At 67.7% G+C, this 21,848-nt stretch carries 21 protein-coding genes; 8 read left to right on the top strand and 13 right to left on the bottom strand.

All coding sequences use genetic code 11. The features are described from left to right. Nucleotides 1-41: 41 nt before the first annotated feature. The 3 genes from N8A90_RS15220 to N8A90_RS15230 form a co-directional block, all read right to left on the bottom strand. Nucleotides 42-1,019 (bottom strand): methyltransferase, encoded by a 978-nt coding sequence (locus tag N8A90_RS15220; protein ID WP_262075780.1) that lies wholly within the window; start codon nt 1,017-1,019, stop codon nt 42-44. Nucleotides 1,020-1,088: 69 nt separating this feature from the next. Continuing rightward, nucleotides 1,089-1,853 (bottom strand): sulfite exporter TauE/SafE family protein, encoded by a 765-nt coding sequence (locus N8A90_RS15225; RefSeq protein ID WP_262075782.1) that lies wholly within the window; start codon nt 1,851-1,853, stop codon nt 1,089-1,091. 328 nt (nt 1,854-2,181) lie between these two features. Continuing rightward, nucleotides 2,182-3,093 carry a LysR family transcriptional regulator gene (locus tag N8A90_RS15230; protein WP_262075783.1) on the bottom strand — a complete coding sequence of 304 codons (912 nt, stop codon included), beginning with the start codon at nt 3,091-3,093 and terminating at the stop codon, nt 2,182-2,184. 174 nt (nt 3,094-3,267) lie between these two features. Here N8A90_RS15230 and N8A90_RS15235 point away from each other — a divergent pair, with 174 nt between their 5' ends. From N8A90_RS15235 to N8A90_RS15245, 3 genes are all read left to right on the top strand, one after another. Beyond that, nucleotides 3,268-4,818 carry an aldehyde dehydrogenase family protein gene (locus tag N8A90_RS15235; RefSeq protein WP_262075784.1) on the top strand — a complete coding sequence of 517 codons (1,551 nt, stop codon included), beginning with the start codon at nt 3,268-3,270 and terminating at the stop codon, nt 4,816-4,818. A gap of 7 nt (nt 4,819-4,825) precedes the next feature. Further along, nucleotides 4,826-6,505: a thiamine pyrophosphate-binding protein gene (locus tag N8A90_RS15240; protein ID WP_262075785.1), complete on the top strand. Its 1,680-nt coding sequence runs from the start codon at nt 4,826-4,828 to the stop codon at nt 6,503-6,505. Between the two features lie 403 nt (nt 6,506-6,908). Further along, a complete protein-coding gene (locus N8A90_RS15245; RefSeq protein ID WP_262075786.1) occupies nt 6,909-7,112 on the top strand; it encodes a hypothetical protein in 204 nt (67 codons plus the stop codon). Nucleotides 7,113-7,115: 3 nt separating this feature from the next. On the opposite strand, the gene mrdA is transcribed toward N8A90_RS15245, so the two are convergent. From mrdA to N8A90_RS15265, 4 genes are read right to left on the bottom strand one after another with little or no spacing between them, the layout of a single operon-like run. Then, the gene (gene mrdA, locus N8A90_RS15250) at nt 7,116-9,089 is read right to left on the bottom strand and encodes a penicillin-binding protein 2 (RefSeq protein ID WP_262075787.1); all 1,974 of its coding nucleotides are present in this window, start codon (nt 9,087-9,089) and stop codon (nt 7,116-7,118) included. Between the two features lie 40 nt (nt 9,090-9,129). Beyond that, nucleotides 9,130-9,651, bottom strand: a complete 522-nt coding sequence (mreD, locus tag N8A90_RS15255; protein ID WP_262075788.1) for a rod shape-determining protein MreD — start codon at nt 9,649-9,651, stop codon at nt 9,130-9,132. Then, nucleotides 9,648-10,643: a rod shape-determining protein MreC gene (gene mreC / locus N8A90_RS15260; RefSeq protein ID WP_262075789.1), complete on the bottom strand. Its 996-nt coding sequence runs from the start codon at nt 10,641-10,643 to the stop codon at nt 9,648-9,650. The genes mreD and mreC overlap by 4 nt, the downstream gene beginning before the upstream one ends. 15 nt (nt 10,644-10,658) lie before the next feature. Beyond that, complete coding sequence (locus tag N8A90_RS15265; RefSeq protein ID WP_262075790.1) at nt 10,659-11,702, bottom strand: rod shape-determining protein; 1,044 nt, start codon at nt 11,700-11,702, stop codon at nt 10,659-10,661. Nucleotides 11,703-11,915: 213 nt separating this feature from the next. Here N8A90_RS15265 and gatC point away from each other — a divergent pair, with 213 nt between their 5' ends. Genes gatC through gatB form a run of 3 tightly spaced genes read left to right on the top strand, consistent with a single transcriptional unit; the run spans nt 11,916 to nt 15,248 of the window. After that, nucleotides 11,916-12,215 (top strand): Asp-tRNA(Asn)/Glu-tRNA(Gln) amidotransferase subunit GatC, encoded by a 300-nt coding sequence (gatC, locus tag N8A90_RS15270; RefSeq protein ID WP_262075791.1) that lies wholly within the window; start codon nt 11,916-11,918, stop codon nt 12,213-12,215. After that, nucleotides 12,212-13,702, top strand: a complete 1,491-nt coding sequence (gatA, locus tag N8A90_RS15275) for an Asp-tRNA(Asn)/Glu-tRNA(Gln) amidotransferase subunit GatA (RefSeq protein WP_262075792.1) — start codon at nt 12,212-12,214, stop codon at nt 13,700-13,702. The genes gatC and gatA overlap by 4 nt, the downstream gene beginning before the upstream one ends. Nucleotide 13,703: 1 nt before the next feature. Then, nucleotides 13,704-15,248 (top strand): Asp-tRNA(Asn)/Glu-tRNA(Gln) amidotransferase subunit GatB, encoded by a 1,545-nt coding sequence (gatB, locus tag N8A90_RS15280; RefSeq protein ID WP_262075793.1) that lies wholly within the window; start codon nt 13,704-13,706, stop codon nt 15,246-15,248. A gap of 15 nt (nt 15,249-15,263) precedes the next feature. On the opposite strand, the gene N8A90_RS15285 is transcribed toward gatB, so the two are convergent. Further along, on the bottom strand, nt 15,264-15,926 hold the full coding sequence (locus N8A90_RS15285) for a DUF4124 domain-containing protein (protein WP_410087690.1): 663 nt from the start codon (nt 15,924-15,926) through the stop codon (nt 15,264-15,266). 25 nt (nt 15,927-15,951) lie between these two features. Continuing rightward, nucleotides 15,952-16,635, bottom strand: coding sequence for an orotate phosphoribosyltransferase (gene pyrE, locus N8A90_RS15290; protein ID WP_262075795.1), 684 nt, complete (start codon nt 16,633-16,635; stop codon nt 15,952-15,954). Between the two features lie 12 nt (nt 16,636-16,647). Between pyrE and N8A90_RS15295 the strand changes: the two genes are divergently transcribed. Beyond that, nucleotides 16,648-17,451 (top strand): exodeoxyribonuclease III, encoded by an 804-nt coding sequence (locus N8A90_RS15295; protein ID WP_262075796.1) that lies wholly within the window; start codon nt 16,648-16,650, stop codon nt 17,449-17,451. On the opposite strand, the gene N8A90_RS15300 is transcribed toward N8A90_RS15295, so the two are convergent. Continuing rightward, complete coding sequence (locus tag N8A90_RS15300) at nt 17,441-18,349, bottom strand: AraC family transcriptional regulator (protein ID WP_262075797.1); 909 nt, start codon at nt 18,347-18,349, stop codon at nt 17,441-17,443. The two genes, N8A90_RS15295 and N8A90_RS15300, sit on opposite strands and share 11 nt — an antisense overlap. A 128-nt stretch (nt 18,350-18,477) precedes the next feature. Between N8A90_RS15300 and N8A90_RS15305 the strand changes: the two genes are divergently transcribed. Then, nucleotides 18,478-18,864, top strand: coding sequence for a hypothetical protein (locus N8A90_RS15305; protein WP_262075798.1), 387 nt, complete (start codon nt 18,478-18,480; stop codon nt 18,862-18,864). A 31-nt stretch (nt 18,865-18,895) separates the two neighbouring features. On the opposite strand, the gene N8A90_RS15310 is transcribed toward N8A90_RS15305, so the two are convergent. Genes N8A90_RS15310 through N8A90_RS15320 form a run of 3 tightly spaced genes read right to left on the bottom strand, consistent with a single transcriptional unit; the run spans nt 18,896 to nt 21,842 of the window. Beyond that, nucleotides 18,896-19,321 (bottom strand): DUF3830 family protein, encoded by a 426-nt coding sequence (locus N8A90_RS15310; protein WP_262075799.1) that lies wholly within the window; start codon nt 19,319-19,321, stop codon nt 18,896-18,898. Between the two features lie 20 nt (nt 19,322-19,341). Continuing rightward, the gene (locus tag N8A90_RS15315) at nt 19,342-20,802 is read right to left on the bottom strand and encodes an amidohydrolase family protein (RefSeq protein WP_262075800.1); all 1,461 of its coding nucleotides are present in this window, start codon (nt 20,800-20,802) and stop codon (nt 19,342-19,344) included. Continuing rightward, complete coding sequence (locus N8A90_RS15320) at nt 20,799-21,842, bottom strand: ABC transporter substrate-binding protein (RefSeq protein ID WP_262075801.1); 1,044 nt, start codon at nt 21,840-21,842, stop codon at nt 20,799-20,801. Before N8A90_RS15320 ends, N8A90_RS15315 begins: the two co-directional genes overlap by 4 nt. Between the last annotated feature and the right edge of the window lie 6 nt (nt 21,843-21,848).

The raw sequence follows: 21,848 nt of genomic DNA on the forward strand, positions 1-21,848 counted from the left end.
GTCTGGTTTTGCATAATTGGCTTTCGGTTTGGATGACGATTTCAGTGCTTTCGAGCCACGATGATGCTCAAGCCACTGCTGTCCCTGGTTTTTACTTCCGGCTCCGAAAATCCCGCTTCGAGAATAAGTTCCTGCATATCCCGAAGGGTCCAGCTGCGGCCGCCATCCCACAGGGCCAGTGCCGAAAGATTGTGCAAGGTGGTGAAATGCGGAGAGCGCCGGTCGTCATTCAGAAAATAGCCCTGAATGACCAGCGCTCCTCCTTGGCGCAAAGCAGATTTGGCCCTGTCCAGCATGGACCGGCAGTTGCTCGCGCTTTCCTGATGCAATACGTTTGAAAAAAGAATGGCATCGGCGTATTCACCGAATTCGTCAACCCGGTAGTCGATGGCCCGGGTGTCGATCTGCTTGCTCAATCCGTGCTTGGCAACGGTTTCTTCGGTGATGCGCAAGACACTGGCAAGGTCGAGAATCGTCGCCCGGGTCTCTGCCCGCGCTTTGCAGAGTGCAATGGTGTAGGTTCCCGCGCCGCCGCCAACGTCGATGAACCTGGTCACTGGCACGTCATTTAGCGCCTGTGCGAATTGCGCGCTTGAACGCGACGCGAACTCATGCATGCCGAGAATGAAGTCACGCATGAACTCCGGATCCTTTCCCAGCCACTTGGCCTGATCGTCGGTGGTCTCGCCATTTCTTATGGCTGTGGACAATTCGATCCAGGGACTTTTCCAGCGGCTCATGATCTTGATCCAATGAATCAGCGTTTCTCCGGTTGCGGTGGTCATGAATCTCTGGGCGCACTCTTCGTTCTTGTATTCGCCGTTGCAGAACGAAAGAATCTTCAGTGCGACGGCGCTGTCCAGGAGTCGCTCCAACGCATCTTCCGGGCATTCAAGCTGCTCGGCGAGTGCCGCACAGGTCTTTGGCCCGGAAGCCAGGAGCTCCGGCACACCGAGCTCGGCCAATGCGTAGAGTGGCTGCCCTTCCCAGTGGCCGAATGCCAGTTTGGAAAAAGTCATGAATCCGATATCCATCGATCTACTCCAGTCCAATGAAATTAGAAACCTTGGCAGCTTTTTTGTTGAAATTCAGAACCAGTATTTGATGGCGTAGACCACGCTCATCAAAGTTCCTGCAATGATCACAAAGTACCTGACGTAATTGGCAGGAAGCACGCGAATCAGAAGACCTCCGGCATATCCTCCTGCAATCGCGCCCCCCAGCATGTAAAGGGTTTCGTGCCACTGCACCATGCCTTTGCTGATGAATATGACAATTGCGGTGAAGGTCACCCATGTCGCCAGAAGATTCTTGAGGACCTTGATGGCCCGGATGTCATTTGGCTCGGTGATTGCCAGAACAGCCGTCAAAATCACGCCGAGGCCCGCGCCGAAAAAACCGCCATAAACCGATGCTGCTGCCAGTGCCGCCACGCCTTTGGTTGAACTTGGCGTCTCCGGCTTTGTTTTTCTACGCAATGACCATGCTTGTATCCGGGGGGCAAACGCGAAGAGCAATGTCGCAAACGCGATCAATGCGGGAACGGGAAGAACGAAAAACCGCTCGGGTATCACCATCAAGACGAATGCTCCCATCGCACCACCGCATATTCCGGCGGCGGTCAGGTAGAGCAGTCGGCGATCGAAGGAGGGCAGCTTTTCGCGATCTGCGAACGCCGCAATCAGGTGCCCGGGAAATACCGCAACTGCATTCGATGCATTGGCAACGACAGGGGTCAGCCCTGCCGCGAGCATGGCGGGAAAAGTGATCAGCGTTGCGCCCCCCGCAAGCGCATTCATTAATCCGCCAATAATTCCGACGCCCACCAGCAAGACGCCTATACGCCAATCCATTCGCGATGCTCCAGTTTTATTCTCGATTTATTTTAATTTAGTGAGAACTCCTCCGCAGGTCTTGAACGTTTGTGACCGTCACACGCCGACCGCATCCTCAGGTGATTCTTGGCTCGCCTTTAGAGAGGCGGTGTTCGTTCAACGGGCACGGCATGTGCGCCTGCGTATCTGAAGGATGTCTTCTTGCGCCTGCCCACTCCCCGAAGCCGTATCGACGAACAACCGCCATACCGCTGCAACAAATTAGCAGGCGGCCCCCGGCGGATCGTGAGGACTTACGTTTATCCACGCCCGCTTTGCGCGCCTTTCGAGCACGGCCAAAACTCTCTCAGTCTCTGATCGCCGCCGCATCGGCCTGCGCCTCGCCCACGATCCAGGCGCGGAAGGCCAGCAGCAGCGGCACCTGCGCGCGCGACTCGGGGTAGACGAGGTAATAGGCGTCGTCGCTGGTCAGCGCCTGGGGGAACAGCACGGTCAGCGCGCCGGCGGCGATCTCGGCCTCGACCAGGAAGCTGGGCAGCAGCGCCGCGCCGAGCCCCGACACGGCCGCCTGCGCGATCATCGCGAACTGCTCGAAGCGCGGCCCGCGCAGCGCCGGCGCACCGGCCACGCCGACCTGCTCGAACCATTCCGCCCACTGGGTCGGCCGGGTGCTCTGCTGCAGCAGCACGACCGCCGCCAGGTCTTCCGGCTGCCGAATGGCATGGCGTGCGGCGAAGGCCGGGCTGCAGACCGGCACCACCGCCTCGTGCATCAGATAGGCGCAGGCCGCGCCGGCCCAGTGCGGTGCGCCGAAGTGGATCGCCGCGTCGAAGGGCTCCTGCGCGAAGTCGAAAGGCTCGGAGCGCGCCGCGAAATTCACCGTGACTTCCGGATGCCGTTCGACGAAGCCGCCCAGGCGCGGGATCAGCCAGCGCGTGCCCAGCGTGGGCAGCACGGCCAGGTTGAGCAGCCCGCCGCCGGCCGACGCCATCACCTTCTGGCTGGCGCCCGACAGTTGCTGCAGCACGGCGCGCACGTCGGCCGCATAGACGCGGCCGATGTCGGTAAGCACGATGCGCTGGCGCACGCGATGGAACAGCGCGATGCCCAGCTGCTGCTCGAGCTGGCGGATCTGCCGCGACACCGCGCTCTGCGTGAGGTGCAGCTCGTCCGCCGCGCGCGAGATGCTGTGGTGCCGCGCGGCCGCCTCGAAGGCGAGCAGGTCGGCGACCGGCGGGAGGAAGGATTTTTTGAACATCGTCATTCGGAGGGGGAATGAAGCGCTGAACGGGTGAGCGCTCCACCATGAGCGCGCCGCCTCGTTTTTCTTGAGTTCATTCTCCCTCAGCATCAACTCCTTCCGCATTTTCGCTATGCAAGCCGGCCGAGGTGGCGGACAGTCTCGCTGTCGCCTTTCTTGCCGGACCCTGCCATGTCGAACGCCGCCCACGCCGCCACCCCCTCCTCCCTGCCGACCGAGGTCGACCAGCTGCTGCAGCGCCTCGGCGTACCGCGCGACGCCACCACCGGCGGTTCGCTGCCGGTGCGCTCGCCCATCACCGGCGAGAAGATCGCTTCCGTCGCGGAGACCTCCACCGCCCAGGCCACCGCGGCCATCGGCCGTGCCCACGCCGCGTACCTGCAATGGCGCAACGTGCCGGCACCTCGCCGCGGCGAACTGGTGCGCCTGCTCGGCGAAGAGCTGCGCCTGCACAAGGCCGACCTCGGCCGGCTGGTGACGCTCGAAGTCGGCAAGGTGCCCTCGGAAGGCGCCGGCGAGGTGCAGGAAATGATCGACATCTGCGACTTCGCCGTCGGCCTGTCGCGCCAGCTCTACGGCCTGACCATTGCCACCGAGCGCGCCGAGCACCGGATGATGGAAACTTGGCATCCGCTGGGCGTGGTCGGCGTCATCTCGGCCTTCAACTTCCCGGTGGCGGTGTGGTCGTGGAACGCGGCGCTGGCGCTGGTCTGCGGTGATTCGGTGGTGTGGAAGCCGTCCGAGAAGACGCCGCTGACCGCGCTCGCCACGCACGCCATCGCCCAGCGCGCCATCGCCCGCTTCGGCAGCGATGCGCCCGAGGGCCTGCTCGAACTGCTGATCGGCCAGCGTGACATCGGCGAGGTGCTGGTCGACGACCACCGCGTGCCGGTGCTCTCGGCCACCGGCTCGACCGCGATGGGCCGCCAGGTGGCGCCCAAGCTGGCCGCACGTTTCGCTCGCGCCATCCTCGAACTGGGCGGCAACAACGCGGCCATCGTGGCGCCGTCGGCCGACCTCGACCTCGCGCTGCGCGGCATCGCCTTCGCCGCCATGGGCACGGCCGGCCAGCGCTGCACCACGCTGCGCCGCCTGTTCGTGCACGACAGCGTGTACGACGTGCTGGTGCCCAAGCTGGCCAAGGTCTACGGCAGCATGCAGGTCGGCGACCCGCGCGAGGCCGGCACGCTGGTCGGCCCGCTGATCGACCGCGCCGCCTTCGACGGCATGCAGAAGGCACTGGGCGAATGCCGCGAGATCGGCGCGACCGTGCACGGCGGCCAGCGCGTCGAGGGCATCGGCACGCAAGACGCCTACTACGCGCGTCCCGCGCTGGTCGAACTGAGCTCGCATGCCGGCCCGGCACTGCGCGAGACCTTCGCGCCCATCCTCTACGTCGTGCGCTATTCGACCTTCGACGAGGCCATCGCATGGCACAACGCGGTGGGCGCGGGCCTGTCGTCGTCGATCTTCACGCTCGACATGCGCGAGGCCGAGCGCTTCATGTCGGCGGCGGGGTCCGACTGCGGCATCGCCAACGTGAACATCGGTCCGAGCGGCGCGGAGATCGGCGGCGCCTTCGGTGGCGAGAAGGAAACCGGCGGCGGGCGCGAGGCCGGCTCTGACGCCTGGAAGGCCTACATGCGCCGCGCTACCAATACCATCAACTACTCGACCACCCTGCCGCTCGCGCAAGGCGTCACCTTCGACATCGGCGACTGATATTTTCATGACGACACTCACACCCCGCACTGGCGGCCAGATCCTGGTCGACCAACTCATCACCCACGGCGTCGAGCAGCTGTTCTGCGTGCCCGGCGAGAGCTTTCTCGCGGTGCTCGATGCGCTGCACGACGCCTCGATCGCCGTGACCGTCTGCCGCCAGGAAGGCGGCGCGGCCATGATGGCCGAGGCGCAGGGCAAGCTCACCGGCAAGCCGGGCGTCTGCTTCGTCACGCGCGGGCCGGGCGCGACCAACGCATCGGCCGGCGTGCACATCGCGCACCAGGACTCGACGCCGCTGCTGCTCTTCGTCGGCCAGGTCGCGCGCGACGCGCTGGGCCGCGAGGCCTTCCAGGAACTCGACTACGGCGCGGTCTTCGGCAGCATGGCCAAGTGGGTGGTGCAGATCGACGACCCGGCGCGCGTGCCTGAACTCATCTCGCGCGCCTTCCACGTCGCGACCTCCGGCCGGCCCGGTCCGGTGGTCATTGCGCTGCCGGAAGACATGCTGACCGAGGCCGCCACGGTTGCCGACGCCCTGCCTTACGCCGTGGCGGAAACGCACCCGGGCGCAGCGCAGATCGCCGAGCTGCAGCAGCGCATCGAGGCGGCGGAGCGGCCGGTGGTCATCCTCGGCGGCAGCCGCTGGTCCGACGCCGCGGTGCAGCAGTTCGCCGGCTTCGCCGACGCCTTCGCGCTGCCGGTGTACTGCTCGTTCCGGCGGCAGATGCTGTTCAGCGCGAAGCACCCGTCGTACGGTGGCGACCTGGGGCTGGGTGCGAACCCGAAGCTGCTGCAGGCGATCCGCGCGTCGGATCTGATGCTGCTGGTCGGCGGACGCCTGTCGGAAGTGCCGTCGCAGGGCTACGAGCTGATCGGCATCCCGACGCCGCAGCAGGCGCTGGTGCACGTGAATGCCGACGCCGACGAGCTGGGCAAGCTGTATCGCGCCACGCAGGCCATCCACGCGACGCCGCAGGCCTTCGCGGCGGCGGTCGCGTCGCTGCGGCCTTCGGCGCCGCCGACATGGGCCGCCGCCACCGCCCAGGCGCACCAGGACTTCCTGGCCTGGAGCGACCCGGCGCCGATCCGCATCCCCGGCCCGATGCAGATGGGCGAGGTCATGACGCACCTGCGCGAGGTGCTGCCAGCCGACACCATCTTCTGCAACGGCGCGGGCAACTTCGCCACCTGGGTGCACCGCTTCTGGCCCTTCACCACCTTCGCGAGCCAGTTGGCCCCCACCAGTGGCTCGATGGGCTACGGCCTGCCGGCGGGTGTGGGCGGCAAGCGCCTGTGGCCGCAGCGCGAAGTGGTCGTGTTCGCCGGTGACGGCGACTTCCTGATGCACGGCCAGGAATTCGCGACCGCGGTGCAGTACGGCCTGCCCATCATCGTGGTCCTGCTCGACAACGCGATGTACGGCACGATCCGCATGCACCAGGAGAAGCACTACCCCGGCCGCATCAGCGCCACCCAGTTGAAGAACCCCGACTTCCGCGGCTACGCCGAGGTGTTCGGCGGGCACGGCGAACGGGTGACGAGCACGGAAGAGTTCGGCCCGGCGCTGGCGCGCGCGCGGGCCAGCGGCAAGCCGGCCATCCTGCACTGCCTGCTGGACCCCGAAGCCATCACGCCCGGCAGCACGTTGCAGAGCATCCGCAACGCCGCGCTGGCGGCGGGCTGAGGGGAAAATTCCTCACGCTTTGGAACACTTCTGGGAGAAGCAGGTGTCTACCAACGGGTTATTCCCAATGCACTGCCTCGGTGCACACCCTAAAGTTGCGCCACTCGCAAACGGGCCCTGCCCGCCGCGCGGGGTGCCGAGGAGACAAAGCTTTCGCCCAGAACTCGAAGAACCCGAGACAACAGGCTTCCACAGAGGGGCCGCAAAAAATGAAGAAAGACGCCGCTGGACGGCGTCTTTTTTTTGCCTGCGCGGATGCAGTCGCCGTTGAAGCGGGCCTCATTGTGGTGCGCGGCCTACAGTGGCGCGCACAAGGCCCGGAAACACGACGAAGTTCACAGAAAGTATTTCCCGCAGAACGGATACCCGGCGGAAGATCCACAGACCCCTTCAAGGAGCTGCGATGCCCGCCCACACCCCCACCTTCCGCACTGCCGATGCGTCGGCGGCCACGTGGCGCCAGCGCATCGCGCGGGCCATGGGGCGCCGCAAGACGCCCTCGCGCTCCGTGACTTCGCCCCTGCAGATTCCAGTCGCACGTCCGTCCGTCGATGCCTTCGATCGCATGGACCTCGACCAGCGCGTGCGCCAGCTCGGCGAATGGTGACGCTCAGGGCGCCGTAGCCGGCGTGTTCGCGGGCACCGGCGGCCACGCCACCTCGCTGGCCACGCGCGGCTTGCCGATCGGCGCGGTCGCCTTGCCCACCCGCACCGCCGCCATGTCGGCCTCGCTCGGGTACTGATCCATCAACCAGTAGTCCATCACGCGGCGTGCGATCGGCGCGGCCGCACCGGCACCCCAGCCGGCGTTTTCCACGATCACGGCCACCGCGATCTTCGGGTCGTTGGCCGGCGCGAAGCCCATGAAGAGGGCGTGGTCCCGCTGGTGCTCTTCCAGCGCCCTGGCGTTGTACTTGGTGTTCTGGGCCTGCGTCACGGCCTGCGCCGTGCCGGTCTTGCCGGCAGCCTGATAGCCCGCGCCGGCGAACACGCCGCGCGCCGTGCCGCTGGTGACGACGCTCACCAAGCCCTCCCGCACCACGGCGACGTTCGCAGGCGAGAAGCCCAGGTTCTCCGCCGGCGGCTGGATCACCGACTTGATCTGACCCGTGACCGTGTCGCGGGTGGCGAGCACCACGTGCGGCCGATGCCGCACGCCGCCGTTGGCCACGATCGACGTGGCCTGGGCGAGTTGCAGCATCGTGAAGCTGTTGTAACCCTGGCCGATGCCCAGCGAGATGGTCTCGCCGGCGTACCACTTCTTCTGCTCCGGCCGCTTGTAGGCGTTGCGCTTCCACTCGGTGCTGGGCAACACGCCGCGCAACTCGCCGCCCAGGTCGATGCCGGTGATCTGGCCAAAGCCCAGCGGCTTCATGAAGTCGTGGATCTTGTCGACGCCCATCTCGTTGGCCAGCGAGTAGTAGTAGATGTTGCTCGACAGCTGGATCGATCGGCGCATGTCGACGCCGCCGATGTTGCCCTCGGGGCTGCCGAAGCGGCGTCCGCCGAAGTTGAAGTAGCCGGGGTCGTTGACCACGACGCTCGGCCCGCGCGAGCCGGTCTGGAGTGCGGCCAGCGCCATGAAGGGCTTGTAGGTCGAGCCCGGCGGGTAGGTGCCGCGCAGGGCCCGGTTCAGCAGCGGCTTGTCGAGCGATTCGCTCAGTTCCTTCCAGCTCTCGGTGTCGATGCCCTCGACGAACAGGTTGGGATCGAAGGTCGGCTTGCTGACGAAGGCCAGCACCTCGCCGGTCTGGGGGTTGAAGGCCACCAGCGCGCCGCGTCGATCGCCGTACATGTCCTCGACCAGCTTCTGCAGCTTGATGTCGAGCGACAGCATCACCGTGTCGCCCGGCGTCGACGGATGGCTGGCCAGCCGCCGCACGGCCCGCCCGCCCGCCGAGGTTTCCATCTGCTCCACACCGGTCAGGCCGTGCAGGGTCTGTTCGTAGCTCTGCTCCACGCCGAGCTTGCCGATGTAGTCGGTGCCCTTGTAGTTGGCGACCTCTTCCTCCGGCCACTCTTCCATCGCTTCCTTCTCGCGCTGGTTGATGCGGCCGATGTAGCCGAGCACGTGGCTCGCCGTCTCGCCGTAGGGGTAATTGCGAAACAGCCGCGCCTTGATCTCGACGCCCGGGAAACGGTAGCGCTGCGCCGCGAAACGGGCGACCTCCTCGTCCGACAGGCGCGTGCGGATGGGCACCGAGTCGAAGCTGCGCGAATCTTCGCGCAGCCGCTTGAAGCGCCGGCGGTCGCGCGGCGTGATGTCGACCACCTCGGCCAGCGCGTCGATGGTCTCGTCCACCTGGCCGGCCTTCGAGGGCGTGATCTCCAGCGTATAGGCCGAGTAGTTCGATGCCAGCACCACGCCGTTGCGGTCGAGGATCAACCCGCGGTTGGGCACCACCGGCACCACCGCCGTGCGGTTGCTCTCGGCCTGCTCGGCCAGGTCGGTGTGCCGCACCACCTGCAGGTAGACCAGCCGTGCGCAGAGCAGTCCGAAGGCGGTGAGCACCACCAGGCCGATGACGAGCACGCGCCGCTTGAAGCGGGCGAGGTCGGCAGCGACGTTGCGGATCTCGGTCATGCGGGACGCAGACTACGCGCGCAGCGCGCGCGGAGCAAGTTCACAGGGGGCGGTTGGCATCGGGTTCGGGCGTGCGCCGCTGCGGCGCCAGCAGGATGAGGCTGACGAGCGGCCACAGCGCCGCCTCGATCACGGGCGCGATCAGCAAGGACCAGCCCGGGAACACGCCGCCGCCGATCATGCGGATGGCCAGCTCGATCAGGTGCGACACGGCGAACAGCGGCAGCACCTGCGGCGCCTGCGACAGCACCGGGTACCAGAGCAGGCGGCGGTGCCACATGATCGCGAAGAAGCCCAGCGTGGTGTACGACAGCGCATGCTGGCCGAGCATGGCCGATTGGTGCACGTCCATGCACAGGCCGAAGACGAAGGCCGCGCCGATGCCGATCCGTGCGGGCTGGTGCACGCTCCAGAAGACGATCACCAGCGCCAGCAGGTCGGGCGCCCAGGCCGCGCGGCCCAGCGGCACCATGTCGAGCAGCAGCGCCACGATCAGGCTGGCCCAGATGAAGACCGGATTGACGGGCAGCAGGAGCTGCTGCTGGCCGGGGCGCTTGATCATGGCGTGCGCCCTTCTCGGCGCGCGGCGGGTTTCGCCTCGGAAGCCGCCGGCGCCTTCGGCTTGGCCTCCCCGCTCTTCTTGGCGCTGGCGGCCGACGCCGACGCCGAGGCGGCCGCCGCCGAGCGCATCGTCGCCGCGCTGCCGATCGGCGTCAGCACCAGCACGTAGCGCGCCGCCGTCACCTGCGCGAGCGGCAGGCAGTAGATGCGGGCGAAGCCGGCATCGGCACGGCGCTCGATGCGTTCGATCTTCGCGACCGGAAGCCCGGGCGGGTAGACACCGTCGACGCCGCTGGTGGCGAGCAGGTCGCCCTCCTGCAGGTCGGCGTTGGCGGCCATGAAGCGCAGCTCCAGCCCGCCACCGTGCGCACTGGCGTCGCCGAAGGCCACGCTGCGCGCGCCGGTGCGCGTGTTCTGCACGGGAATGGCGAGGTCGCGGTCGATCACCAGCGTGACCTCGCTGCTGAAGGGCAGCACCTGCGTCACCTGGCCGATCACGCCGCGCTCGTCGATCACCGGCGAGCCGGGGGCGATGCCGCTGGACAGGCCCTGGTCGATGACGACCTTGCGGGTGTACGGATCGGCCGCGTCATAGAGCACCTCGGCCGCACGGCCCGGCGTCTGCGTCGTCTGCCGCAGTTCGAGCAGCGCGCGCAACCGTTCGTTTTCCTTGGACAGGCTGTCGGCCTGGCTCGCCCGCTCGGCCTGCAGCGCGAGCGCGCGCCGCGCATCGGCCTCGTTGCGCTGGGCCACCTGCAGGTCCTCGAGGTAGGTGCCGCCCTGGGCGAACAGCTGCACCGGCTTGAGCGCCAGCCACTGGAAGGGATAGAGCACCGCCCCGACCGCGGCACGCACGGGCTGCGTCAGGTGGAAGCGCGCATCGGCCACCATCAGGAACACGGCGAGCGCGCTGAAGAAGATCAGCTTGCTGAGCGCCGATGGCCCCTGGTGAAAGAGCGGTGGCGCGGAGCGATCCAGCGTGCCGAGCGGCATACGCGACCGCCGGGGTTATTCCGAGGTGAAGATGCTGCCCAGACGGTCCATGCGCTCGAGGGCGATGCCGCAGCCGCGCACCACGCAGGTCAGCGGGTCTTCGGCGACCAGCACCGGCAGGCCGGTTTCCTCGGCCAGCAGGCGGTCGAGGTCGCGCAGCAGCGCGCCGCCGCCCGTGAGCATCATCCCGCGCTCGGCGATGTCGGCGCCCAGTTCGGGCGGCGTCTGTTCCAGCGCGTTCTTCACGGCCGAGACGATGTTGTTGAGCGGATCGGTCAGGGCTTCTAGCACTTCGTTGCTGCTGATGGTGAAGCTGCGCGGCACGCCTTCGCTGAGGTTGCGGCCCTTGACCTCCATCTCCTTGACCTCGGAGCCCGGGAAGGCCGAGCCGATGGTCTTCTTGATGACCTCGGCCGTCGGCTCGCCGATCAGCATGCCGTAGTTGCGGCGGATGTAGTTGATGATGGCCTCGTCGAAGCGGTCGCCGCCGACGCGCACGCTGCCCTTGTAGACCATGCCGCCCAGCGAGATCACGCCCACTTCGGTGGTGCCGCCGCCGATGTCGACGACCATGGAGCCCGACGCTTCCGACACCGGCAGGCCGGCGCCGATGGCCGCGGCCATGGGTTCTTCGATGAGGTAGACCGAGGTGGCGCCGGCCGCTTCGGCCGCGTCCTTGATGGCGCGGCGCTCGACCTGGGTCGAACCGCAGGGCACGCAGATGATGATGCGCGGGCTCGGCGCGAGCAGCGAGCGCGGGTGCACCATCTTGATGAACTGCTTGATCATCTGCTCGGTGATCACGAAGTCGGCGATCACGCCGTCCTTCATCGGGCGGATCGCCTCGATGTTGCCGGGCACCTTGCCCAGCATGGCCTTGGCTTCGCGGCCGACCGCCTGGATCACCTTCTTGCCGTGCGGGCCGCCTTCGTGGCGGATGGCCACGACCGACGGTTCATCCAGCACGATGCCCTTGTTGCGGGCGAAGATGAGGGTGTTGGCGGTGCCGAGATCGATCGCGAGGTCGGTCGAAAAGTACCGACGGAAAGCTCCAAACATGTGGAATTCCTCTGGAGCACGGCATGCGCATCGGCAGGTCGTCGCTCTATATTTTGGGTCGTCTGAAGGGATGGATTGATGGTTTTTGCAGCAAAAGCCGGCGCGTTCGCGGGGGTTGCGGCAAAGGCGGGATAATACCCGAATCCCCTGGACTTCCCTCGTTTTCGCCCCCCTGCGGGGCCGGTTTCGACACCGTTTCGTCCTCATTTCCGAATGTCACTCACCTCCACCGATATTGCCCGCATCGCCACGCTGGCACGCCTCCAGCTGGCGCCCGACGAGAGCACGCGCCTGCAGGGCCAGATCAACGGCTTCTTCGACCTGGTCGAGAAGATGCGCGCCGTCGACACCTCCGGCCTCGAGCCGCTGGCCCACCCCGTGGCCGCCATCGAAGACATCACGCTGCGCCTGCGCGACGACGTGGTGAGCGAGCCGAACAACCGCGAGGCCAACCAGAAGAGCGCCCCCGCCGTCGAGCGCGGCCTGTTCCTCGTGCCCAAGGTGATCGAATGAGCGCGGACCTGCATCAACTGGGCGTGGCCGGCCTCGCCAAGGCCCTGGCATCGCGCGAGGTCTCGGCGGTCGAAGCGGCCCGGCATTTCCTGAAGCGCATCGATGCGCACCAGGCGCTGGGCGCCTTCGTGGCGGCCGATGCCGACGTGACGCTGGCGCAGGCCCGGGCGGCCGACGCGCTGATCGCGCAGGGCAACGCACCGGCGCTCGCTGGCGTGCCCATCGCGCACAAGGACATCTTCGTCACCACCGACTTCCCGACCACCGCCGGCTCGCGCATGCTGGCGGGCTACCGCTCGCCCTTCGACGCGACGGTGGTGCGGCGCCTGGCTGAGGCCGGCGCCGTGACGCTGGGCAAGCTCAGCTGCGACGAGTTCGCCATGGGGTCGGCCAACGAGAACGTGGCCGTGCCCGCCGTCGGCGCCGACGCCGTCGTGCCCGTGCGAAACCCGTGGGACACCGGCCGCGTGCCCGGCGGCTCCTCCGGCGGCAGCGCGGCGGCCGTGGCCGCGCGCCTGGCGCCCGCCGCCACCGGCACCGACACCGGCGGCTCGATCCGCCAGCCCGCGTCCTTCTGCGGCATCACCGGCATCAAGCCGACCTACGGCCGCGCCTCGCGCTACGGCATGGTCGCCTTCGCGTCGAGCCTCGACCAGGCCGGCGCGATGGCCCGTTCGGCCGAGGACTGCGCGCTACTGCTGTCGGCCATGTGCGGCCCCGACCTGGACCGCGACTCGACCTCGATCGACCGGCCGGCCGAAGACTATTCGCGCGCGCTGAACGGCTCGCTCGAGGGCCTCCGCATCGGCGTGCCGAAGGAGTTCTTCGGCGAGGGCGTGGCGCCCGGCGTGCGCGCCGCGGTCGATGCGGCCCTGGCCGAGTACGAGAAGCTGGGCGCCAGGCGCGTGGCCGTCACGCTGCCGCGCACCGAGTTGTCGATCCCCGTGTACTACATCCTGGCGGCCGCCGAGGCGTCGAGCAACCTGAGCCGCTTCGACGGCGTCAAGTTCGGCCACCGCGCCAAGGACTACCGCGACCTCGCCGACATGTACGGCAAGACGCGCGAAGAAGGCTTCGGCGACGAGGTCAAGCGCCGCATCATGATCGGCACCTACGTGCTGAGCCATGGCTACTACGACGCCTACTACCTGCAGGCGCAGAAGGTGCGCCGCATGATCGCCGACGACTTCCAGCAGGCCTTCCAGGACTGCGACGTGATCGCCGGCCCGGCCGCACCGACCGTGGCCTGGAAGCTCGGTGAGCATGGCGACGACCCGGTCGCCGACTACCTGGCCGACATCTTCACGCTGCCCGGCTCGCTGGCCGGCCTGCCCGGCATGAGCCTGCCGGTGGGCTTCGGCGAAAACGGCATGCCCGTCGGCCTGCAGCTGATCGGCAACTACTTCGCCGAGGCGAAGCTGCTGAACGCCGCACACCGCTTCCAGCAGGCCACCGACTGGCATGCACGCGCGCCCAAGGGAATTTGAGATGAGCGACCCCGTGAACACTTTCGAAGCGCAGCAGGAAGGCCGCCCGACCGGCCCGCTGGTGCAGGGCTATGAAGTCATCATCGGCTTCGAGACGCATGCGCAACTCTCGACCGCCAGCAAGATCTTCAGCCGCGCCTCCACCGCCTTCGGCGCCGAGCCGAACACGCAGGCCTGCGCGGTCGACCTGGCGCTGCCGGGCACGCTGCCGGTGATGAACAAGGGCGCGGTCGAACGCGCCATCAAGCTGGGCCTGGCGCTGGGCTCGACCATCGCGCCACGCAGCGTCTTCGCGCGCAAGAACTACTTCTACCCCGACCTGCCCAAGGGCTACCAGATCTCGCAGTTCGAGATCCCGGTGGTGCAGGGCGGCGCCGTGAGCTTCTTCGTCGGCGACGAATCCAAGACCGTGCGCCTGGTGCGCGCGCACCTGGAAGAAGACGCCGGCAAGTCGCTGCACGAGGACTTCATCGGCCAGTCGGGCATCGACCTGAACCGCGCCGGCACGCCGCTGCTGGAGATCGTGACCGAGCCCGACATGCGCTCCACCGCCGAGGCCGTGGCCTATGCGAAGGAGCTGCACAAGATCGTCACCTGGATCGGCATCTGCGACGGCAACATGCAGGAAGGCAGCTTCCGCTGCGACGCCAACGTGTCGGTGCGCAAGCCTGGCGCCAAGCTGGGCACGCGCCGCGAGATCAAGAACCTGAACAGCTTCAAGTTCATGCAGCAGGCGATCGACTACGAGATCCGCTGGCAGATCGAGGAGATCGAGGACGGCCGCGCCATCCAGCAGGCGACCGTGCTGTTCGACCCCGACACCGGCGAAACCCGCGCGATGCGCACCAAGGAAGACGCGGCCGACTACCGCTACTTCCCCGACCCGGACCTGCCGCCGCTGGCGATCGCGCAGGAATGGATCGACCGGGTGAAGGCCGAGATGCCGGAGTTGCCGCGTGCGATGGCGGAGCGCTATGTGACCACGCACGGCCTGTCGGCCTACGACGCCGCGCAGCTCACGCAGAGCGTGGCGCTGGCACAGTATTTCGATGCGGCGGTGGCAGCGGGTGCGGCGCCCAAGCTGGCGAGCAACTGGATCACTGGCGAGATTGCAAAGCGTTTGAACGCGCAAGACATCGGAATCGGTTCCGCACCTGTCAGCGCGACGATGATCGCAGCGCTGATCCGCCGCATCTCGGACAGCACCATTTCCAACAATGCAGCGAAGCAAGTATTCGATGTGTTATGGGCTGCGGGAGAGTTCAGCGGCGCGCCGCTGCCGGCCGAATATGTTGCCCGCGCTGCCGATGACTTGTCTCGGATCGATGCCGTGATCGAGGCCAAGGGCCTCAAGCAGATGAGCGACTCCGGCGCCCTCGAAGCCATCATCGACGGCGTGCTCGCCACCAACGAGAAGAACATCGCCGAATACCGCGCCGGCAAGGACAAGGCCTTCAACGCGCTGGTCGGTCAGGTCATGAAGGCCAGCCAGGGCAAGGCCAACCCGGCGCAGGTCAATGCGCTGCTGAAAACGAAGCTGGGTTGAGCGGGTGGGGCGGGCTCAGCGGCCCGCGCCACCGCCGGCCGCGTTGGCCGGCCACAACGGCTTGAGCCGCGCGCGCTCCTCGTCGAAGCGCGCGTTCACGCGCTTCTTCTCGTCTTCCTGGGCCGCGACGAAGCGGTTCTGGATCGCCACGCTCTGCTCGCTGTCGTCGAGCTTGCGGCGCAACGACGGCGGTGCCTTGCTCGGGTCCTTCTTGTAGAACTCCATCTCGTCGTCGATGCCCTGGCGCTCGGTCGCCAGCTCGCCCAGGCGCTTTCGGGCCGCCTCGATGACGGCATTGATCTGCAGCATCGCCTCCGACCGTTCACGCTCGTGCGCCGCCGGGCTGGGGTAGCGCATCAGCAGCGCGCGCTCGCGCCGGCGCTCCTCGTTCAGCCGCGACGCCTGCATCGCCGCCTGCCGCGCGCGCTCTTCGCGCTCGGCCTGCTCGCGGGCGGTGTAGGTGGGTTCGAGGGTGCGGCGCACGGTGCCGCTGGGCCCGAGTTCGCGCTGTTCGCGGTCGGCGCAATCGGCGATCGGCCGGTCGGCGGTGAGGGTCCGCCCGCGGCTGTCGGTGCAGCTGTAGATGCCGGGCGAGGCCGTCGGCCCCTGCGCCGAGGCAGCGGCGGCCAGCACACAGAGCGACCAGGTCGCCAAGAAGGTTCGGTTCCGCAGCTGCATCCGTTCTCCCGTGACCGGCCAGGCGTCAGGCGGCGCCGTATCGCTGGCGGTACGCCAGCACCTTGTCGCGGTGGGCGCCGAGTTCGCCGCCGCCGCGTTCTGTCAGGTACTTTAGCAAGTCGTCGAGCGTGGCGATCGACAGCACCTGCATCCCCAGCTGGTTGCGCACGTACTGCACGGCGCTGTGGGCCACGTCCACGCCGCCCTCCGTCGCCATCTCCTGCCGGTCGAGGGCGATGACGACCGCATGCGGCGTGGCGCCGGCCTGGCGGATCGTCGCGATCGATTCGCGCACCGCCGTGCCGGCCGACATCACGTCGTCGACGATGAGCACGCGGCCCTGCAGCTTGGCGCCGACGAGCGTGCCGCCTTCGCCGTGGTCCTTGGCTTCCTTGCGGTTGTAGGCGAAGGGCACGTTGCGCCCGCGCCGGGCGAGCTCGGCGGCCAGCACCGCGCCCAGGGGAATGCCCTTGTAGGCCGGGCCGAAGAGCATGTCGAACTCCAGGCCGCTGTCGATCAGCCGCTCTGCATAGAATTCCGCCAGCCGCAGCATCTTGGCGCCGTCGTCGAACAGGCCGGCATTGAAGAAGTAGGGACTGAGCCGTCCGGCCTTGGTCTTGAACTCGCCGAAGCGCAGCACGCCGGCGTCGAGCGCGAACTGCACGAAATCCAGTGCGAGCCTGCCGCCCGCCCCCTTCACCTCAGCCATCGGGAATTCCTTTTGTTCAAACTGACCAGCCTCAACCTCAATGGCCTGCGCTCGGCCGCCACCAAGGGCGTGGCCGACTGGGTGGCCGAACTGGCGCCGGATTGTATTTGCATGCAGGAGATCCGGGTCCAGGCCAGCGACATCGAAGGCCGCTTCGAAGAGATGGCCGGCCTGAAGGGCCACTTCCATTTCGCCGAGAAGAAGGGCTACGCCGGCACCGCGGTCTACACGAAGCATGCGCCCAGCGAGGTCATCGTCGGCTGGGGCGACGCCGAGTTCGACGCCGAGGGCCGCTACCTCGAACTGCGCTTCGACACGCCGACGCGCAAGCTGTCGATCATCAGCTGCTACTTCCCGAGCGGCTCGTCCGGCGAAGAACGCCAGGCCGCCAAGTTCCGCTTCCTCAAGGGCTTCTTCCCGCACCTGAATGCGCTCAAGCGCGAACGCGAGTTCATCCTCTGCGGCGACATCAACATCGCCCACCAGGAGATCGACCTGAAGAACTGGAAGGGCAACATGAAGAACAGCGGCTTCCTGCCCGAGGAGCGCGCCTGGTTGACCCGCCTGCTCGACGCGGGCGCCGACGGCGCCGGCCTGGTCGACGTCTACCGCCAGCTCAAGCCCGACACCACCGGCGAGGCCTACACCTGGTGGAGCAACCGCGGCCAGGCCTATGCGAAGAACGTGGGCTGGCGGCTGGACTACCACCTGGCGACGCCGACGCTGGCGGCGCTGGCGCGTGAGGAGTCGATCTACAAGACCATGAAGTTCAGCGACCACGCGCCGATCACGGTGGATTACGAGTTCAACCTCTGACCGGACCGGCCGCCGTCGCGCGCCTCGCGCCGATCGAACGTCGATACGCCTCCTTGTCCCGGATCGGCGGCTGCCCGTACATGCGGGCGTATTCGCGGCTGAACTGCGAACTGCTTTCGTAGCCCACGTCGGAAGCCACCCGGCTCAACGAGCGGCCCTCGGACAGCACCAGGCGCCGGGCCTCGATCAGGCGGAGGTGCTTCTGGAACTGCAGCGGCGACATCGACGTGATGGCACGGAAATGCTGATGGAAGGCCGAGCGGCTCATGCCGGCTGCAACGGCAAGACGGTCGACGGGCAGTGGCCGGGCATAGTCCGCGCGCAGAAGGGCCACGGCACGCGCGATGCGCCGGGCATGGCTGTCGGGCAGGCCCAGGTTCCGGATGGCATGGCCCTGCCGGCCCATCAGCAGCCAATGGTGGATCTCGCGCAGCAGTGCGTCCTTGAGCACGGCGAGGGACTGCGGGCGATCCAGCAGCGACACCAGCCGTCTGAGCGCGTCGCCGAGGTCCTGGTCCGCCTGCGGTTGACCCGGCACTGCGCCGTCTTCGGGCGACCCCGTGACGAGATCGGTGATCAACGCGGGGTCCAGGTCCAGCGCCATCGACAGGTACGGACGGACCACGCTCGCCTCGACGATCCGGCTCGCGGTCGGCACGTTGCCCGTGACGATCATGGTGTCGCCGGCGCCATAGGACATCCCGTGCCGTCCGACGGCGACCTGCTTGCGGCCCTGCAGCACCATGCACACCAGCGGACGGACGACCGTGTGTTCGATCTCGCTGCGCGACGTGCGCTGGACCAGGTAGAGGCCGGCTACCGGCGTCCTCGCGACACCGTCCGCCTCGCCGTGGGTGCTGGTGTAGCGCAGGGTTGCCTGCCGCAGGTCGTCGAACATGCCGCATTCTTGTCGCGAGGCGGCCCCCCGTAAAGCGAGCCTGGACGATCGGGCAAGGAGTCGCGACGTTCCGGCAAGGCGCGCGTGGACCTGCGGCCTACATTGACGCATCTGACAAGGAGATGCCCATGACCGACCGAGCGACACCCCGCCCCCACCGTCACCCCGGCGTGCAGGTGCTGGGGGACCAGGGAGAAGAAGGCCGCAAGGCCTTCTTCATCGAGATCGAGGCGCGACCCGGGCAGGAGGACGCGGTGGTGCAGATGCTGCGCGACATCCGGGCCTGTGTCGAAGACGAGCCCGCCACCGGCCCCTGGTTCGCGGTCCGGTTCTCGACGACGCGCTTCGGCATCTTCGAGGCCTTTCCCGATCTGGCGGGGCGCCAGGCCCATGTGGAAGGCGGCGGCGGAGACATCTTCCGCGACATCGAGCGGATGAACGCCATCCTCGATGTCGCGGCCCGGGTCCATCGGGTCGATGTACTGATGAGCAAGGACCGGTTCGCCCATCTTTAGCCGCGGCCGGCCGGCCGCGCGCCGGGGGCTCTCAGGCAAGCTCGAACAGCACGTCCTGCGCGCCTTCCCACAGCACCTTCACGCCCAGCGCGCGCAGGTTTTCCTTGCCTTCGACGATGGTGAGGAAGTGGTTGCCGGCCAGTTGCCCCATCTTGCTGGCGAAGCTGCAGGCGCCGTAGGCCAGGATGATCTCGGTCTCGCTGTAGCCGCCCGGGTAGAACAGGATGTCGCCGACCGACGGGTGGCTGGTGTGGTTCTCGAAGCCCACGGGCGTGCCGTCGTTCTCCAGCTTGAATTCGCCCAGCGGCACCCAGCAGCCCTCGCCGCTCCAGCGCACGTGAATCAGCTTTTGCCGGTACGGCAGCAGCTTCGAGAAGGCCGCCACGGTGAGGGGGGCATCGGGATGGGTTTCAGCGATGAATTCGTAGCCGCCGGCGGTGATCTTGAGTCGGGTCATGGGATGGGTGGAGTTCGTAGTCAGCCGCAGCAGCCGCCGAGGTGGCCGTCGCGGTAGAAGGGGGCGAGGTCTTGGGCCAGGGCCTGCACGGTTCGGCGCCAGCCGTGATGGCCGGCGTCCGACGCGAGCGCGGCGCGCAGGCGGCCGCGCAATTCTGCCTGCAACGCGAGCTCGTCGACGCCGCACACCCGGCCGGCATCGACCACCGTGCGGCCGCCCGCGATCACCGTGTGGATGTGGCGGCCGTTGCCGCGCGCCAGCAGCAGGTCGAGCGGGTCGATGTCGTCGAACAGCGGGTCGTCGTCGAGCGCATCCCAGTCGAGCAGCACGATGTCGGCCGGTGCGCCGGGCGCGATGCGACCGCGCGAGGCAAAGCGCCACAGCTGCGCCGGCGTCATGGTCGTGTCGTAGCCCCAGCCCCGATGCAGCGCATAGGCCAGGCGCGCCTCGCGCAGCGCGTCGTCGTCTTCGTCGAAGGCCATGCCGTCGAGGCCCATCGCGACCTTGCAGCCTTGCGTGAGCATCTCGGCCAGTGGCGCGATGCCCGACTTGAGGCCGAGGTTCGAGCTGGTGTTGACCGCGATGCTCGCGCCGCGTTCGGCGATCAGCGCCAGTTCTTCCGGCCGCGCCCAGGTGGCATGCGCCAGCGTGAGCCGTGGGCTCAGCAGGCCGATGTCGTCGAGGAAGCGGACGATGCCCCCGGGATGGGCCTCGTCGGCCCAGGCGCGCTGGTACTTCGTTTCGAGCAGGTGCATGTGCACGCGGCGGCCGTTGTCGGCCGATGCGCGTGCGATGGCTTCGAGCAACGGCGCGCTGCACCACTGCACGGCCGTCGGCCCGTACTGCACATCGACATGCGCGGCGTGACCGTCCGACGCGACCATGGCCGCGACCTCGTCGACCTGCGCGAGCTGCTGCGCCGGCTCGACCGGCTTCACGGCGAGGCGCTGCGCCACCGCCTCGCGGATGCCCGGCCGCAACGCCGCGAGCACCGTCGCGTCGTCGCTGTAGCCGATGCCATGCCGGTCGCGCATCGAGACCGCGAAGCCGATGCGCACACCCACGTCGCGCGCGGCACGCGCCACCGCGGCCGCCTCGTCGACGTAAGGCATTCCACCCTGCACGCGGGTGTAGTGCACCATCAGGTCGACCACGCCATGGCGCAGCGAGCGCGAGAACGAGGTCGCCGCACACAGGTACGGGTCCATGCCCGGCGTCAGGCCCAGAAAGGGCAGCCAGCTTTCCAGAGGCTGGTTGAAGGCGCCCAGCGTGGCGCTGCGGTGGGTGCGCGCATGGTCGTGTGCGTTGGCCAGCGCCGGCAGGGCGAGCCGCCGTCGGCCGGGCACCGCATCAGGCAGCGGCGTGAGCGCATCGACGCGGCCGTCGGCGAGCGTGATGCGCATGTCGCGCTGGGCGGGTGCGGCGCCGGGGTCGGCCAGCAGCCAGGCGCAGTCGAGCGTGGCGGGGTCAGCCGTCGTCATTTCACAGCGGCCCTGCGCTCGGCCAGCGGCGGCAGGAAGCGGCGGTCAAACACCTCGGCGGCCGTCGGCACGCGCTGCAGGTCGAAGGCTTCCTTGAGCTGCAGGAACGAGCGTGCGAAGCGCGCATCGCTCACGTCGCCCAGGCCCTGCGTCGCGACCTCGGGCGTCAGCATGATGGTCTTGAGCGTGTACATCAGGCGGCGCTTCTCCAGGTCCTTGTTGAGCAGCGGCTCGCGCTTCATCATCGCGGCGATGGCGGCATCGGGGTCGGCGATGGTGTCGCGCACGGCCTTGTGCACCGCGCGCACCAGGCCGGCGACGGCCTCGGGTTTGTCCTTGAGGAGCTGCTGCGACACCATCACGCCGTTGCCGTAGAGCTCGACGCCGTAGTCGCCGTAGTGGAACCAGCGGATGTCCTTGTCTGGGTGGACGCCCTGCGCCACCAGGTTCATGTAGCTGGTCACCGAGAACACAGCCGCACCGTCGACATGGTCCTTCAGCAGCAGTTGCTCCTGCAGGTTGGGCGCCACGTTGGTCCACTTCACCTTGGTCGCGTCGATCCCCGCCTTGGCCGCGATCACCGGGAACATGCGCGCTGCCGCACCGCCGGCCGCCGTGCCGAGCGTGCGGCCTTCGAGGTCCTTGGGCGTCCTGACCGGGCTCGACGCCTTCACGATCAATGCGTAGGGCGCGCGGTTGTAGAGCATGTAGACCATCACGGGTGCCTGGCCCGGTTTGGCCGCGGCGTTCTGCACGATGGCGTTGACGTCGCCGAAGCCGGCCTGGTAGGCACCCGCCATGACCTTGGTCACGGTGGCGGCCGAGCCGTCGCCCTGGTCGATGGTCACGGCCAGCTTCTCCTGCGCGAAGTAGCCCTTGTCCTCGGCCAGGTAGTACCAGGCATGGATGCCCTGCAGCTTCCAGTCGAGCACGAACTTGATGGGCGTGACGGCCTGGGCCATGGCCGGCTGCAGCGCGCACGCCGAAGCCAGGGACGCGAACGCCAGGACGGCCAGGCGGCGGGAAAATCGATGGTGCATGGAAGC

This window comes from Variovorax sp. N23 (genome assembly GCF_025486315.1).
Lineage (GTDB): Bacteria > Pseudomonadota > Gammaproteobacteria > Burkholderiales > Burkholderiaceae_C > Variovorax.

Coding starts and splice junctions, on each gene's coding strand:
- N8A90_RS15220 (WP_262075780.1), bottom strand. CDS start 1,019: ATGACTTTTTCCAAACTGGCATTCGGCCACTGGGAAGGGCAGCCACTC.
- N8A90_RS15225 (WP_262075782.1), bottom strand. CDS start 1,853: ATGGATTGGCGTATAGGCGTCTTGCTGGTGGGCGTCGGAATTATTGGC.
- N8A90_RS15230 (WP_262075783.1), bottom strand. CDS start 3,093: ATGTTCAAAAAATCCTTCCTCCCGCCGGTCGCCGACCTGCTCGCCTTC.
- N8A90_RS15235 (WP_262075784.1), top strand. CDS start 3,268: ATGTCGAACGCCGCCCACGCCGCCACCCCCTCCTCCCTGCCGACCGAG.
- N8A90_RS15240 (WP_262075785.1), top strand. CDS start 4,826: ATGACGACACTCACACCCCGCACTGGCGGCCAGATCCTGGTCGACCAA.
- N8A90_RS15245 (WP_262075786.1), top strand. CDS start 6,909: ATGCCCGCCCACACCCCCACCTTCCGCACTGCCGATGCGTCGGCGGCC.
- mrdA (WP_262075787.1), bottom strand. CDS start 9,089: ATGACCGAGATCCGCAACGTCGCTGCCGACCTCGCCCGCTTCAAGCGG.
- mreD (WP_262075788.1), bottom strand. CDS start 9,651: ATGATCAAGCGCCCCGGCCAGCAGCAGCTCCTGCTGCCCGTCAATCCG.
- mreC (WP_262075789.1), bottom strand. CDS start 10,643: ATGCCGCTCGGCACGCTGGATCGCTCCGCGCCACCGCTCTTTCACCAG.
- N8A90_RS15265 (WP_262075790.1), bottom strand. CDS start 11,702: ATGTTTGGAGCTTTCCGTCGGTACTTTTCGACCGACCTCGCGATCGAT.
- gatC (WP_262075791.1), top strand. CDS start 11,916: ATGTCACTCACCTCCACCGATATTGCCCGCATCGCCACGCTGGCACGC.
- gatA (WP_262075792.1), top strand. CDS start 12,212: ATGAGCGCGGACCTGCATCAACTGGGCGTGGCCGGCCTCGCCAAGGCC.
- gatB (WP_262075793.1), top strand. CDS start 13,704: ATGAGCGACCCCGTGAACACTTTCGAAGCGCAGCAGGAAGGCCGCCCG.
- N8A90_RS15285 (WP_410087690.1), bottom strand. CDS start 15,926: ATGCAGCTGCGGAACCGAACCTTCTTGGCGACCTGGTCGCTCTGTGTG.
- pyrE (WP_262075795.1), bottom strand. CDS start 16,635: ATGGCTGAGGTGAAGGGGGCGGGCGGCAGGCTCGCACTGGATTTCGTG.
- N8A90_RS15300 (WP_262075797.1), bottom strand. CDS start 18,349: ATGTTCGACGACCTGCGGCAGGCAACCCTGCGCTACACCAGCACCCAC.
- N8A90_RS15305 (WP_262075798.1), top strand. CDS start 18,478: ATGACCGACCGAGCGACACCCCGCCCCCACCGTCACCCCGGCGTGCAG.
- N8A90_RS15310 (WP_262075799.1), bottom strand. CDS start 19,321: ATGACCCGACTCAAGATCACCGCCGGCGGCTACGAATTCATCGCTGAA.
- N8A90_RS15315 (WP_262075800.1), bottom strand. CDS start 20,802: ATGACGACGGCTGACCCCGCCACGCTCGACTGCGCCTGGCTGCTGGCC.
- N8A90_RS15320 (WP_262075801.1), bottom strand. CDS start 21,842: ATGCACCATCGATTTTCCCGCCGCCTGGCCGTCCTGGCGTTCGCGTCC.